The sequence below is a fragment of the Eubacterium sp. ER2 genome, assembly GCF_000765215.1.
Taxonomy (GTDB): Bacteria; Bacillota; Clostridia; order Lachnospirales; family Lachnospiraceae; genus Claveliimonas; species Claveliimonas intestinigallinarum.
In genome coordinates, this window is record NZ_JPJE01000001.1 from 39617 (window position 1) to 54002 (window position 14386).

Below are 14386 nucleotides of genomic sequence, written 5' to 3' on the forward strand. Positions count from 1 at the left end.
CATCCATTCCTTTTATACTGTTAGCCATGTCCGTTCCCCCCGGTGTCATATTATTTCTTAGCTCGTAACAATCCGTCTGGTATCTTTTTGTCTTAATATTCATTATACAGAGTATCCGTAAAACCGTCAATATAGGCGGGAAGGCCAAGCTCCCGGATGAACGCTTCCAGAGCGCCGATCCCGGCTCCGGCCAGCACCGTGGCCACTGCCGGCCGGGTCAGGGCATAGCAGGGATTGACGCTGAACATAAGCACCTCGATGGCGCCGCTCTTTACCGCCGCCAGAGCCTCCTCCGGGTTGTGGCTGGACAGGCCGATTGGCGGATCACTCCCCGCTGTTTCAGCTCTCCTGGTTCCGGCAGTCATCCCGGGGCTCCCCGAGGAGGCCCCGCAGCATGCGGGCAAACTCCTCGATATAGTAATTGCTCTGCTCCTTGACCCAGAACAGGCAGTAGTTTCTCTCCAGCTGCCTGCCGCCCTGCATGATGGGGAGCCGCCGGATCGCCGCGCCGGCAGGGGGCAGGGTCCCCACGCTCTCGATGGGCAGAAAGCCTCTGTTTCCCGCCACCATCAGCCGCCCCTCCTCCAGGTTCTCGGCAAAGAGGAAGGTTCCCCCAAAGCCCAGCGTATTTTTAAAATAGTCCTCCTCCGTGTTCCGCTGTTCCCGGGAGGAGATCAGGATGCAGGGAGTCCTCTTCAGATCCTCCAGCTCCACGCTGGCCTGCCCCGCAAGCGGATGCCCAGCTGAGAGCTCCGCATAGCAGCCGCAGCGGAGGAGCTGATAGTTGGCATATTTGTCCGAAAAGACCCTGCGCTGGTCATTCAGCACAAGATCCACCCCGCCGAACCGGAGGAGGTCATAAAGCTCCTCATGGGTCCCGTTCACGATGTGGATCGACACCTCCGGGTAGAGCCGGGAGAACTCTGCCACCGCCTGGTTGAGCTCCTGGCCGCTGTAGCAGCGCAGATACCCGATGCGCAGCCGGAGCTCATCGTCCTGGCCGATGCGGATGGTCTGCCGCCGGATCGCATCCACCTCCTCCAGCACCCCTCTGCTCTGGGCGTAAAAGTATTCCCCCGCCGGGGTGAGGGAAAAGCGGCGGTTCTCCCTGTGGATCAGCTCCACCCCCAGCTCCTTTTCCAGCGCCCGTATCTGCTGGGAGATGGCTGACTGGGAGATATAGCACTGCTCCGCCGCCTCTGTAAAGCTGCCCCGGTCCACCACAGCCACAAAATATTTCATCTGTCTGAGCAGCAAAAAATCATCTTCCATTTCACTGTCTGTACCTGCTTTTCAGTTACAGTCTAGCAAAAAGGAAGGCGGTTTGTCTACTGCGTACTTTTGTCTGACGTATTTTGTCTTTCTATTCCTCCGGTCTTAAGGGGCCGTAGAAGTAGGAGGCTGTGGCTCCCCCGTCAACGAGGAAATCTGCGCCTGTGATAAAGGCGCCCTTGCCGCTCATGAGCAGCTACGCCACATTGCCCACCTCGTCCGCCGCCTCGTTCACACATCTGAGGGCATTCAGGCTTCTGGGATAGCCGATAAAGGGAAGACACTGGGAAATGATCTTGATCAGAAATGCCTTGTCATTTCCCACCATCATATTGTTCACGGCGTGGGAGGTGAGCTGGGGCTCGCAGCCTCCCTGGGCCGACAGAAAGCAGAAGGTGATCATCTCCCGCTGCCTGTAGTCCAGGCCTCCCCTCGTGTAGTAATCCCCGAAGCAGTTGTCTGTGAGCCATCTGTTGATATGCCTGCTCTCTTCCGGTCCGGAGCCGGCAAATCCTCTCATGGACTCTCCCATGATGTCCACCATGGCCTGCTCTCCCGCCTCCAGCCTGTTCTCTGTAGTCGTCGTCGCCTGGGGCTCCAGGGGAAGCGCGACGCCCCGCTGCTCCAAAATGTCATTTACAGCATGCAGGAAGGGGAAGACTCTGCCGATCCCCAGGTAGGCCACAGCCTGGTAGACGATCTCTTTTACCTCCACCGGTGTCACGCTAAAGTTCAGGGCCGCCGGGACCATGGCCTGAAATTCGTCCACGCTCTGGCTCCCCACCAGGGTGGCCAGGATGGCCATCATGCGGGTCCGGTCGTCCAGGTCATCGCTGTTGACCACCTCGTCAAAGGCAAAGTTGTCAAACCGCTCTATGAATTCCGGGTCTGTCTCCAGGAATTTCGACTTGTATCCCGGGAACATCCTCTCATGATACCTTTTTGAAGCCTCTGTAATGCTCATCTCTATCACTCTCCTTATGCTCACATGGTCTTTTTCACCCAGGCCTCCACCTGGGCTCTGGACCCGGCCGCCTCCGCGCCGTGGATGGATAGGCCCTTCTCAACTGCTGCTCCCGGGCAGGCCTTCTTTAAATCTCTCTCACTGCTGCCCATGCCGCTTCCCTCGTTGGTGCAGAAGGGAAGGATCCGCTTGCCGGACAGGGCATAGTGCTCCAGAAATGTAAACATGGCCATGGGCATAGTGCCCCACCAGCTAGGATAACCCACGAAAATCGTATCGTACCCGTCCAGGCTGTCCATATAAGATTTCAGCTCCGGGCGCGCGCCCTCCCTGAGCTCGGCCTTGGCCTCCTCAATGCATGTATAGTAATCCGCGTCGTAGGTCTTCACTGTCTCCACCTGGAACAGGTCAGCTCCTGTCATCTCCGCGATCATCTCCGCCACGATCTCTGTGTTTCCTCTGGTGAGGTTCTTGATGCTTCCGTTCCAATAGTTCTCACCTTTTCTTGAATAATAAACGATCAATGTCTTTCCCATTGCAAATTCCTCCTCCATTTCTATTTCCTGGTCGGGAAACTGCTGCCTGCCTCAAACTTTGCCGCCACGTCCTTCAGATAGTCGGTGATGGGCAGATGCTGGGGACAGGCCCTCTCGCACTGCCTGCAGCCGATACAGTCGCTGGCCTTCCCGTGCTTCAGGCTGATATTGTTATAGTAGACCGCCTGGCTGGAGAAGCTGCCGGTAGTCCGGGAAATGCTGTTGTACAGCGCAAAATACTCAGGGATGGCGATCCCCTTCGGACATCCGTGGGTGCAGTAGGAGCAGGCCGTACAGGGGATGGGCGTATTTTTCTCTATGATCTCTGTCACCTGGCGGATGACAGCCATCTCCTCCTCTGTGATGGGCCTGAAATCCCTGAACGTGGCTGTATTGTCCATCACCTGCTCCATGGTGTTCATGCCGAACAGCACCCGCGCCACACCCTCCTGGCTGGCTGCAAATCGAAAAGCCCAGGACGCGAAGGAGGCCTCCGGCGCATATTCTCTCATCAGCTTCTTCGCCTCCTCCGGCAGGTTGACGAGGGTTCCCCCTTTACAGGGCTCCATGACAAACACGGGCTTGTGGTACTTATTGGCCACCTCCAGGCAGCGGCGGGACTGCACGTTGGGCTGCTCCCAGTCCACATAGTTGATCTGGAGCTGAACAAAATCAAGCAGCTCCCCGTAATGTTCCAAAATCTCATCCAGAAGCTCCGGCATGTCGTGGAAGGACATGCCCAGATACCGGATCTTCCCCTCCGCCTTTTTCTTTGCCGCGAAGCCGAAGGCGTCGTATTTACGGCACTTTTCATAGACATTGGTGCCCATGTTGTGGAGGAGGTAATAGTCAAAATACTCCACGCCGCAGTGCTTCAGCTGCTCATTGAAAATGCGCTCCATATCCTCTGCATCTTTAAAATCCCGCAGGGGGAGCTTGGTGGCCAGCTCGAAGCTGTCTCTTGGATGGCGCTCCACAAGAGCCTTTTTTACCGCCTCCTCGCAGTGGTAGCCGTGATACGTGTAAGCCGCGTCAAAGTAGGTAAAGCCCCGCTCCATATAGGTGTCAAACAGCTTTTCTATCAGAGGATAGTCAAAAGACGCCGGGTCATCCGCATTGAGGAGGGGAAGTCGCATGCATCCGTAACCAAACTGATATTTTTCCATTTCCATCATCCTTTCTTTTCATTTTCCTGCTTTATATTTTATATCGCTCTCAAAATACTGCAATTTCAATTTCCGATCATATCTATAAGTGGAACTTATGCGAAAAGCAGAGGCCTCCTCCCCGGTCTCTGCTTTTCTCTTTCTGTCCATATTCCTATTTCCATATACTTTCTGGTTTATCTCCCCCTCCTGCAGGCCAGGAAGGGCACAGTCAGGCAGATCACAAAAAGACCTGCCGTCATCAGCGCCGCCGGGCCCACAGGCCAGTGGAAGGCAAACCAGGATATCCGACTCCCCATGAAGGCCCCCAGGACCGCCAGGATGGCGCTCCCCGCTGTCAGAAGGAGGGCGGCCGCGGCCAGGACATAGAAGCTCCCTTCCGCCACCAGCATCCACCGCAGCTGCCGCCTGGTCATGCCGATCCTCTCCAGCATGTCAAATTCCCTGCGGCGGGACAAAATTCCGGTGACGCAGACATTAAAATAGTTCAGGAGCCCGGCAAAGATGAGAAGAACCGCGATGACGCCAAAGACCAGGTTGCTGACAAAGATGTAGCTTCCGGCCTCCTCAAGAAGATCCTCTGCGCTGATGAAAAAGACGCCGGCCTCCCCCGCCTCGTCCCTCCGCCTGTTCTCCGCCGCGGTGATCCTCTCGACATCCCTCTGGACGTCCGCCTCCCGGCCGTCCTCTGCGTCCATCTCCACAAGGAGGGTCTTAGCCTCTGTGGGGAGCTTGTCAAATCCCTCCCGGCTGATGACAAAATAGAGGATGTTCTCCCCGTGCCAGCTTCTGGGAAAATCCGGGAAACCCTCCGCCTTCGTGTCCATGTAGCCACACAGGGTGAGTGGCCGGGAGGTCTTTCTTTCCACCTCTCCCATCTGCTCCAGCTCCTCCTGGGTGGCCTCCATCCTTCTCTCCCTCTCCTCCTTTGTCCAGAGTGTGGAAAAGGTGATAGGCTCCCCCACGCTCTCCCCGGCCAGCCTTTCCTTGGCCGGGGACAGGATGTGGTCGTGGAGAAGAAGAACGCCGGTACCTGCCGCCAGGCTCTCCATGTCAACCTCCAGGTCATGCTCCCTGGCAAAAGCTGTCAGCTCCCGTATCTCCTCCTCCGACAGGATCTGGACTGTGCAGTAATCCGCCCCCAGCATGACCTCCACCGGAAGTCCGGAGCTTCCGTACTCCTCCTCCAGCTCCTTTACGCTGTCATCTGTGTCGTTCAGGGGCTCCAGCCCCTTCCTGCTGAAGGTGGGGGACAGATAGCCTCCCTCCACCAGCTTCACGCTGCTCTGATCCACGCCCTCCGCGGCCAGAAGCTGCTCTTTTACCTCCTGGCTGATGGGAGAGAATTCGTCATAGTCGTTGTCATAGAGAAGGGAAAATCCATCCTTGCCGGTGAGGAAGGGATCCCTTTCCAGGTCTCCTCCCAGATCTCCCTCCCCCTCCTCCGCCGGATAGCAGGAGCTCCCCGCCACCACAAAATCCGGTCTCTGTGCCACAGCGCCCCTGTAGTCCGCGCCCCGGGCCACCACAAGAGCCCCCAGGGCCGCCTCCATCCCGAGGAACAGGGACAGGACGGTGAGGAGGAACCGGGCCCGGTGACGGGTCACGTTCTGCCAGGCCATGAAGACAAGCTCTCTCCCTGGCGAGCAGGGTCTTCTCCTCTTTTTCTTTCTGGCAGCCGCCCTTCTCTTTCTCCTCTCTCCCGGTCTGCCCCCGGTGTAGGCGGAGGCCTCCGGGCCGCTTAAGCGGATCACCCGCAGGATGGCCGGCAGAGCCGCCCCTCCTGCCGACAGCAGGGCAAAGACCGCGCAGGCCGCCAGGATGCCGGGCCGGAAAAAGGTAACGCTTTCGGCCCCGCCCCAGTCTCCCAGATACCGCTCTCCCAGTGCTGTGGGCACCCACGTAAGAAGGAGAAGGGCGGACAGGGCAGTTCCCCCCAGCACACCTCCCAGGATCGGACCTTTAAGCTGTCCCAGATAAAAATCCCGAAGCTGGCCGTCCGTCATGCCCAGAATGTGCAGAAGTCCCATTTGCCGGACATCCCCGGCCATGGAGATCTGCATCACATTGTAGATGAGAAAGAACATGCCCGTCAGGATGACCGCTGCCGCCAGGGCCGCTGCCCCGTAGCCTCCGGCCAGCCGCCTCACCGCCTCGTAGGAGGCCGTGTTTCCTCCTGTGAACCGCTGATCCTCCGTCTCCAGCCCCACATCCCGGTAGAGCCTCTCCTCCGTCTGCTGTCCGCCAAGAGTGTCCTTCTGCAGGATGAGAAGCTCCAGCTCCTCCTCCAGGCTGCCTCCCCACTCCTCCAGCTTTTCCTCAGAGATGTAGCCCTGGGCCTCCTGGCCGGAGCCCGCCGTGTAGTCTGTGTACCAGCCGCTTAACAGAAAGGTCTCCCGGCGCTTCTCAAAGAGCCCCGTCTCCACCTCCAGGGAAATCTCCATGCCCTCCCGGGGCCGGCTGATCCCCAGGTCTTCCAGAGCCCGCACCGGCAGCATGATCTCCTGCTCTTCGGCGGGGTAATGGCCCTCTATCCCCGTGTAGGCGGGGCTTACCATGACCTCCCAGGCGGTCTCATCCAGAGCCGACAGCCGGCAGACATAGCCCTCCCCCTTGGGCTCCTCTCCCCTGGGGCTCACTGCCCGGCCGGCAGGGGCCTTTCTCCCCACAGCCCGAATGTAGGAGAGGCTGCGGATAGACTCATACTGAGATATGTCCGCCCTCTCCAGACAGGTGGAGGCCGCTGTCCCCGCCTGCCGGACAGAGCGGATCCGCTCTGCCTCTAGCCTTCCCGTGGAGAAGGCAAAGATCACGGCCAGTGCCGCTGTACAAAAGAGCACCGCAAAAAAGAGGATCCTGTTTCTCCCCGCAGCCGCTCGGGCCCCCCGCCTGGCCAGCATCCTCATAGCCTGCCGGGCGCTCCCGGCTATTCTCCCTCTGTGCTCTCTCATACCTTCTCACCCCCTGACAGCTTCCCGTCAGACATGCGGAGGATCCGGTCCGCCATCTGGGCAGCCGCCTCCTGGTGGGTCACAAGAATCACGGTCTGATGGAACCGGTCCGCGCAGGTCCGCAGAAGCCCCATCACCTCCATGCCTGTCACAGAGTCCAAGCTGCCTGTGGGCTCGTCGGCAAGCAGGATGGCGGGCTTGGTGACCAGAGCCCGGGCGATAGCCGCCCGCTGCTGCTGTCCCCCGGAGAGAGTCTGGGGCATCTGGCCCAGCTTCTCCTTTATCCCCAGGGCCGTCACAAGCTCCTCCAGAAAGGTCTCGTCCGGCTCCTCCCCGTCCAGCCGCAGGGGCAGGACGATATTTTCATACACATCCAGCATAGGAACCAGATTGAACTGCTGAAAGACAAACCCGATATTCCTCCTGCGAAAGACCGTTCTCTCCTCCCGTGTCATATCCTTCAGGCTGTTCCTGCGTATCCATACGCCCCCCGCCGTGGGCTCCTCCAGGCCGCCCAGCAGGTTCAAAAGAGTGGTCTTGCCGCTTCCCGATGTGCCGACAACGGCCAGAAATTCCCCCTCCTCTATGCAGAGAGTCACCCCGTCCAGGGCACGGACCTCATAGGTGTCTGTCACATAATATTTCTTCAGGCCTGCGGCTCTTACGATCTCCATCTTCCTGTCCTCCTTCATAATGCACCAGCGGCAGGGACGGACACGCGCCCCTGCCGCCGTATTCTGTTTTCAGTATAGAGGATAAATCTTACAGACTCCTAACAAAAATGCAGTCTTTTCGTTTTTCCAGCTCTTCAGGAAATGACATTCGCTCCTCTCCTGTCTTTTATAAGCGGCGCTATATGTCAGGCAGGCAGATCCTCACCTCCACGCCGGGATCCCTGCGCTGTATCTCCATAAAGCCTCCATGCCGGGCCGTGATCTCCCTCGCCAGATAGAGGCCCACGCCCAGCCCCTCCTGAGAGGCTGCCCTTCTTCCCCTGTAAAACCGCCGGAACACCAGGGCCTCCTCCCCCTCGTCGATGCCGATCCCCTCGTCCGCCACCCGGATGGTCAGATACAGTTCGCCTCTGGATACCCCCACCCATATGTGTCCGCCCTCAAGGCTGTACTTGACCGCATTGTCCAGCACATTCCACAGGGCCTCCCCCAGCCAGCCCGGGTCATGCGGGCAGTCCAGCCCTCCGGGCAGATCTTCCAGGATCTCCACGCCCTTCTCCTTTGCCCTGGGGCGGGCCTGGGCAAGGGCCGCCTCTATGGTACCGGCAATGTCCCTCTCCTCCTTCCGGATGCGGATGATGTTGTTTTCCAGCCGGGAGATCCGGATAAACTCCTCGGTCAGGAAGCGGAGCTTTTCCTGGGAGCTTCGCAGTGCCTCCAGATACAGAGGCACGGGGTCGGGCACAGAGGCCTCCCCCGCACATTCTTCTCCGGCGCCCCTCCTCTCTGAGAGCTCTCCCTCCAGCAGCTCCAGGTAGGTGCCCCCGTTTGCCAGGGGCGTGCGCATCTGGTGGGCGATCTCCGTGATCAGCTCCTGGATCCGCCTCCGGCTCGCCGCAAGCTCCTCCTGCCGTCCCCGGTTCATGCGCTGGATGCGCACCAGCATATGCTCTATGCGGCCGTAGAGGGTCTCCTCCCCCGCCGCCCTCTCCTGTATGTCCCTTTCGTCCAGCACGTCCCGCGCAAGCCCTGCCAGCTCCGCAAGCTCCTCCGCCCTTCTCCTTCTCTGCACATGAAGGACAAGAGCAGAAGAAATCCCCGCTCCCAGGACGGCTCCCGCCGCAATCCATATCCACACAGCGCTCTTTCCCCCTCTCACTCTCCGAAGCGGTATCCCAGGCCGAAGACATTCTGGATGTAGCTCTCCTGCCCGGGCCGGGTATCGATCTTTTTGCGCAGCCGGTTTACCGTGACGCTCACAGTCCCCTCACCCACAAACCGGCCGTCCACATCCCAGACCTGTTCCAGGATGCTCTCCTTTCCAAGGACCCGCCCCTGATTTCTCATGAAGAGCTCCAGGAGACGGTACTCTCTGGGCGTCAGGGGGAGGGGCTGTCCGGCCAGGCTTGCCTCCTTCCTCTCCGGCCAGAGGGTCAGCTCCCGGCAGACAAGAACCTGCCCCTGCCTGGCCTCACTCCTTCGCAGCACGGCCCTGATCCGGCGGGAGAGCACCTGCATGGGGAAGGGCTTCACCACATAGTCGTCGGCTCCCGCATCGAAGGCCGCCAGCATGTCCTCCTCCTCGTCCCGGGCTGTGAGAAAGATGCCGGGGATCGGCCTGCTCTTCGTCAGCTCCCGGTACAGACGGATCCCGTCCCCGTCAGGCAGCGTGATATCCACAAGGAGGAGGCAGACAGAAGGCTCCAGCCGCTCCCGCGCCTCCCGGCAGGAGCGGGCCAGAGCTGTCTCATATCCCTCTTTTTTCAGAAAAATTTCCAGGGCCTGCCCCAGAAGCCGGTCGTCCTCTATGATCTCTATCTTCATGTCCCTTTTTCCTTCCCTTCTGCCCTGGAGTGCACGGCCTGCCCACCCGCAGCTCCCGGTAGACATTTTCTCATACTGACGCTATCATACCATATATACCGGCTTCTGTAAAAAAAGAAACTTTTTCAGGAAAATCTGTAACAAACATACCGGGATCTGCGTCTAATGTGCAAAGAGGGGAGGTGACGACACGGTGAAGATTGATTTTGAAGAGCTGTACGACCGTTTTTTCAGGGATGTGTATCTCTTTGTCCTCTCCATGAGCAGGGATCCCCACACGGCAGAGGAGATCACCCAGGAGACCTTCTTCCGGGCCCTGAAGGACATCCGCCATTTTAAAGGAGGCTGCTCTGTCACATCCTGGCTGTGTCAGATCGCCAAGAACCTCTACATGGATCAGCTCCGAAGGGGGAAACGCCTGGTGCCGCAGGAGGCCGCGGGCGAGAGTCTGGCCGAACGGCAGATGCCGGCTCCGGACGTGTCCGAGGCCTGTATCCAAAAGGAGGAGGCTCTCTCCATCTACCGGGTCCTCCACTGCCTGGACGAGCCCTACAAGGAGGTCTTCACTCTGCGGACCTTGGGGGAGCTGAGCTTCCGGGAGATCGGGGATATCTTTGGAAAACAGGAGAACTGGGCCAGAGTCACCTACTACCGGGCCAGGATGAAGATCATAAAAGAGCTGTCCCAGGACAGCCTGCAGTAAATGCATGAAAGGATGTGTATGTCATGAAAATTTCCTGCGATATTGTGAGGGACCTGCTGCCCCTGTACAAGGACAATGTGTGCAGCGACGCCAGCAAAGACATGGTGGAGGACCACCTCTCCGGCTGTGAGAACTGCCGGGCATACTACGAAAAGATGAGCGCAGAGCTTCCGGAAATCACCTCCGGCGGCGAGGACGCGAAGCAGATAGAAAGGGACCGGGATTTGTTTGAGAGGCTTGCCCGGAAGCTGACCTTCCGCCAGGTCATGACCGCCGGCGCGGCGGCCCTCATCCTGCTGGCCCTGTACGCGGCCCTCACCTCCTCCGCCCCCTTCATGGTCTTGGCCAGAGAGCGGGTGGCGGAGGCTGTGCCAGTGCTGGATAAGAGGATTTCTGTGGACGACGTGGAGGTACAGGATGTGTACCGTCTGGAGGACGGCTCCATCTACTGCTCCTTTAATGTGAACACCTATATCTCCTCCTTTGACCGCCAGTATGTGGTAGAGGATAAGTCCAGCCCCGAAGTGGATGTCAGCGCCTCCGGCGGCAATACCAACGGCATCTCCCTCCAGAGATACTGGTCTGATTTTCCAAAAGCAGAGGGCTATTCCTCCTCCTTCTATTTCCTCGTGCCGGAGGAGCTCACCTACTACCGGGAGGATCCTGTGACAGCGGAGCACAGGCTTGTCCGCCGGACCTCTGACGGGGTCTACTTTGTGGGGAAGGGAGGCGAGATCCTGCCTCTCTATGAGGAGGGGGATCCCATCTCCGACGCGCCCGGGGACATAGAAGAGCTGGTGCAGGAAAATAGGTCCGCGCACGAAACAAAGGAGAGTGAGGGATGGATGCCCTCTGCCCTCTATTCCGAAAACTACTGCTATGTCCTCTCCTTTAACGAGAAAGAGTAAAAGCCTATCTTCTGATCCGGATCCGGTAGGACGCCTCAAAGACCTTTCCAGGCTCCAGACTGTTCTCCCACTCCCGGTCCTTCAGCTCCCCGTCAAAGCCCTCTCTGTCGCAGCGCCCGTACCAGGGCTCGATGCAGACAAAGGGGGCCTTCTTCTTCGGCGGAGACCAGATCCCCACAAGAGGGGCTTCAAAGGACACCTGCAGGTACTCCCTGCCCTTCGGATCCACAAGGGAGACGCTGCCGGCCTGGCCGTTTTCCAGGATCAGGGCATCCCCGTCAAAGAGGTGCTCGCTGACAGGCAGCAGGCCGTCCTTCAGCTCAAAGGTGACCTCCTGGTCCGTGGCAAGTCCCCCCTGCCCGAATACCCGGTTCACAAAGGATGGCCGCTTCTCCCCCTGTCTGTCCCGGATGCAGAGGCTGTAGTCGACCTGCTTCTCCCACTCTCTCACAGGGCAGCAAAAAGCCGGATGTGCGCCGATGGCAAAATACATATCGCTGCTGCCGGTGTTTGTCACCCGCCACATCACCAGGAGCTCCTTATCCTCCAGCCGGTAGCCGATCTCCAGCCGGAAGGGGAAGGGGTACACCTCCCTTGTCTCCTCATCGTCCTCCAGGACAAACCAGGCCTCTCTCTGTGTCACGCTGGCCAGAGCGAAATCCTTATCTCTGGCAAAGCCGTGCTGGCCCATGGGGTATTTCACGTCCCCGATCCTGTATTTTTTATCCCGCACGCCTCCCACAAAGGGGAAAAGAACCGGAGACGTCCTTCCCCAGTAGGCAGGATCCCCCTTCCACATATACTCTGTGCCCCTGGCCTTCTGCTTCAGCGATTTCAGCTCCGCCCCGTGGAGGCTGATCTGGGCCTCCAGCGACTCATTTTCCAGTTTTATCTTAATCCCTTCCAGTCCCATCTTTCACATTTACTCCTTCTCTTTTTCTCCAAACAGGAAGTCTCCCACCATTTTCAGCTCGTCCAGATACATGCAGTTTGGCAGGGTGTCTTCCTCCACCTGCCTCCAGCACTCCCGGTAGTCCATCCAGCGCACGGCCTCCACCTCGGACTCCTGGAGGGAGAGGGCGGTCTCGTCCACCGGCTCCCGGTAGATATAGACGGCGCTCAGCTCATTGTCCCGGAAGGGCCTGCCGTAGAAGACATCCTCAAACTGTGCCCGGCGCATGCCCACAAAGTGAAGCTCCTCCTCCCGGGCCCGGATGCCCAGCTCCTCAGCGAGCTCCCGGATGGCGGAGGGGAGGTAATCGTCCCCCGCCTCCACATGTCCAGCGGAGGAGATATCCCAGCACCCCGGATTGGAGTCCTTGCAGGCGCTCCTCTTCTGCAGGAGAAGATCCCAGCCGTCCTCCTTTTTCCGGACGATCCAGACGTGAGCGGTGGGGTGGAGGCTCCCCTCCAGGTGGGCCACGCCCCTCTCCCTCACAAGGCCCGTCCTTGTGCCGTCCTCATTTAAAATGTCGAAGAGCTCCAGCGGCCTTCCGTCCAGGGCGGCCTCCAGAAGGGTGTCCGTCCTGTCGTAGACAAGCTTCAGGGAGAAAAAAGGCCGCCCCTCATTCAGGAGGCGGAAAAAGATCTTGTCTCCCTCCCAGATGTTCAGGCAAAGCACTTCCTCCTTGTCCACCCACTCCAGCTGTCCCTCGTCGCAGGGGTGGGGCTCCCCGGTAAATCCGTCCGCCGTGTAGAGGGACATGTACTCCGTGGTGTCCTCCCCGTAGATAAAAGTAACGATCCCCCGGTACTGCCAGGAGGTGAGGGTGTACCCCGTCTCCTCCCACACCTCCCGCAGAAGGCACTCCTCCGGGCTCTCGTTCCTCTCAAAATGTCCGCCCACACCGATCCACTTGTCTTTATTTACATCCTCCTTCTTCACCGTCCGGTGAAGCATCAGGTATTTCCCGTCCTGCTCAATGTAGCAGAGTGTACTCAGTCTCGTCATGGCCCTCCCTCTCATCCTCCTTCGGCTCCACAAGGAACCCTCTTTTTCTCAGGTCCTCCTCTATCATATCCAGAGTCTCCTCGCTGTCCGCCGTGATCCTGTGATAGTGATACCCCGAGGTAATATTTTTCAGAGGGCTGGACTTCCCGCTTTTGATGTCGCTGATAAATTCCGCCACTCTTCTCCTGGAGGTGATGTGCAGATCCGCCTCCAGGTGCCCGTACACCCTGTGGTTCACCATGACGTTCTCCACCGCGCCGCCCAGATCCACGATGGCGCACAGCTCCTCCTCCAGCTGGTCGTCTGTGTGCTTCACCTTCAGCACCCGGCTGACAGAGGGCGCTGTCCCCAGTATATAGCCCCGGTTGGTGGAGATGATCTCATAGCCCGCGGCCCGGATCAGGGCAACGTCCTGCACGATCACCTGCCGGCTCACATGGTAGAGAGCGGCCAGACTCTTTGCGGGAACCGGTCTTCCGCTCTCCTGGATCCTCCGGACGATATCTTCTCTTCTATCAGAACCAGTCATTTTCTTCTGGCCTCCTTTGCTTCTCGTTTTTCCGACTGCCTACAGGGCGTGGAGATTTTTCATAGAAATGTCCAGTATGGGAGCCGAATGAGTGAGGGCCCCGCTGGAAATATAATCCACCCCAGTGGACACAAGGCTGGCAATATTCTCCTTTGTCACGTTTCCCGAGCACTCGGTTTCAGCCCTGCCGTCTATGAGGCGCACCGCCTCCTTCATCTCCTCCGGGGACATGTTGTCCAGCATGATAATGTCGGCTCCCGCCTCAACGGCCTCCTTCACCATCTCCAGATTTTCCGTCTCCACCTCGATCCTGCGCACAAAGGGCGCATACTCCCTTGCCATGCGGACGGCTTCCCTCACGCCGCCGGCGGCGCCGATATGGTTGTCCTTCAAAAGCACCCCGTCGGACAGATTGTAGCGGTGGTTGTATCCGCCTCCCACGCGGACCGCATATTTCTCAAAAACGCGCATATTGGGCGTGGTCTTCCTTGTATCCAAAAGGCGGATGCCCGTCCCCTCCAGGAGATCCGCCACGGAGCGGGTGTAGGTGGCGATACCGCTCATCCGCTGCAGATAGTTGAGAGCCACCCTCTCACCGGACAGAAGTACCCGGATGTCTCCCTCCACCTTGCCCATGAGCTGTCCTTTAGTCACTCTCTCGCCGTCCCGGCAGAAGAAAACGACCTCCGTATTCTCGTCCAGAAGCTGGAAGACTCTCCGGAACACATCAAGGCCCGCAATCACGCCCTCCTGCTTGGCGATCAGATCCACCTGCCCGGGCACGGCCTCCTTCATCACCGCGTTTGTCGTCACATCCTCGCTGGAAATATCCTCCTTCAGCGCCTCCAGAAGCAGGTGATCCACCTGCAGTGTCATTGTAATTCTGTTCATCTCATCTCTCTCCTTGC

At 58.8% G+C, this 14386-nt stretch carries 15 protein-coding genes; 2 read left to right on the plus strand and 13 right to left on the minus strand.

The features are described from left to right. Positions 1–92 precede the first annotated feature (92 nt). The 9 genes from NI21_RS17195 to NI21_RS0100245 form a co-directional block, all read right to left on the minus strand. The gene (locus NI21_RS17195; RefSeq protein ID WP_033124221.1) at positions 93–365 is read right to left on the minus strand and encodes a hypothetical protein; all 273 of its coding nucleotides are present in this window, start codon (positions 363–365) and stop codon (positions 93–95) included. Next, on the minus strand, positions 340–1257 hold the full coding sequence (locus NI21_RS0100210; protein ID WP_033124246.1) for a LysR family transcriptional regulator: 918 nt from the start codon (positions 1255–1257) through the stop codon (positions 340–342). Before NI21_RS0100210 ends, NI21_RS17195 begins: the two co-directional genes overlap by 26 nt. 211 nt (positions 1258–1468) lie before the next feature. Next, positions 1469–2236, minus strand: a complete 768-nt coding sequence (locus NI21_RS0100215; RefSeq protein WP_033124222.1) for a carboxymuconolactone decarboxylase family protein — start codon at positions 2234–2236, stop codon at positions 1469–1471. Positions 2237–2256: 20 nt separating this feature from the next. Then, complete coding sequence (locus NI21_RS0100220) at positions 2257–2772, minus strand: flavodoxin (protein WP_033124247.1); 516 nt, start codon at positions 2770–2772, stop codon at positions 2257–2259. A gap of 20 nt (positions 2773–2792) precedes the next feature. Beyond that, the gene (locus NI21_RS0100225) at positions 2793–3938 is read right to left on the minus strand and encodes an aldo/keto reductase (protein ID WP_033124248.1); all 1146 of its coding nucleotides are present in this window, start codon (positions 3936–3938) and stop codon (positions 2793–2795) included. Between the two features lie 176 nt (positions 3939–4114). Further along, complete coding sequence (locus NI21_RS0100230) at positions 4115–6889, minus strand: ABC transporter permease (RefSeq protein ID WP_052083724.1); 2775 nt, start codon at positions 6887–6889, stop codon at positions 4115–4117. After that, complete coding sequence (locus NI21_RS0100235) at positions 6886–7563, minus strand: ABC transporter ATP-binding protein (RefSeq protein WP_033124223.1); 678 nt, start codon at positions 7561–7563, stop codon at positions 6886–6888. Before NI21_RS0100235 ends, NI21_RS0100230 begins: the two co-directional genes overlap by 4 nt. A 178-nt stretch (positions 7564–7741) precedes the next feature. Further along, positions 7742–8701: a sensor histidine kinase KdpD gene (locus NI21_RS0100240; RefSeq protein ID WP_052083729.1), complete on the minus strand. Its 960-nt coding sequence runs from the start codon at positions 8699–8701 to the stop codon at positions 7742–7744. A 17-nt stretch (positions 8702–8718) separates the two neighbouring features. Beyond that, a complete protein-coding gene (locus tag NI21_RS0100245; protein WP_033124224.1) occupies positions 8719–9387 on the minus strand; it encodes a response regulator transcription factor in 669 nt (222 codons plus the stop codon). A gap of 193 nt (positions 9388–9580) precedes the next feature. Here NI21_RS0100245 and NI21_RS0100250 point away from each other — a divergent pair, with 193 nt between their 5' ends. Together NI21_RS0100250 and NI21_RS15960 are read left to right on the plus strand one after the other, a co-directional pair. After that, positions 9581–10090: an RNA polymerase sigma factor gene (locus NI21_RS0100250; RefSeq protein ID WP_033124225.1), complete on the plus strand. Its 510-nt coding sequence runs from the start codon at positions 9581–9583 to the stop codon at positions 10088–10090. Positions 10091–10113: 23 nt separating this feature from the next. Continuing rightward, entirely contained in the window at positions 10114–10998 is an 885-nt protein-coding gene (locus NI21_RS15960; RefSeq protein ID WP_052083726.1) for a zf-HC2 domain-containing protein, read from the plus strand. A 4-nt stretch (positions 10999–11002) separates the two neighbouring features. Here the strand turns inward: NI21_RS15960 and NI21_RS0100260 are convergent, their stop codons facing one another. From NI21_RS0100260 to nadC, 4 genes are read right to left on the minus strand one after another with little or no spacing between them, the layout of a single operon-like run. After that, a complete protein-coding gene (locus NI21_RS0100260) occupies positions 11003–11911 on the minus strand; it encodes an aldose 1-epimerase family protein (protein ID WP_171031521.1) in 909 nt (302 codons plus the stop codon). 9 nt (positions 11912–11920) lie between these two features. Next, positions 11921–12949: an NUDIX domain-containing protein gene (locus tag NI21_RS16205; RefSeq protein ID WP_081957909.1), complete on the minus strand. Its 1029-nt coding sequence runs from the start codon at positions 12947–12949 to the stop codon at positions 11921–11923. Further along, the gene (locus tag NI21_RS0100270; RefSeq protein ID WP_033124226.1) at positions 12918–13478 is read right to left on the minus strand and encodes a transcription repressor NadR; all 561 of its coding nucleotides are present in this window, start codon (positions 13476–13478) and stop codon (positions 12918–12920) included. Before NI21_RS0100270 ends, NI21_RS16205 begins: the two co-directional genes overlap by 32 nt. 39 nt (positions 13479–13517) lie before the next feature. Beyond that, a complete protein-coding gene (gene nadC, locus NI21_RS0100275; protein ID WP_033124254.1) occupies positions 13518–14369 on the minus strand; it encodes a carboxylating nicotinate-nucleotide diphosphorylase in 852 nt (283 codons plus the stop codon). Positions 14370–14386 lie beyond the last annotated feature (17 nt).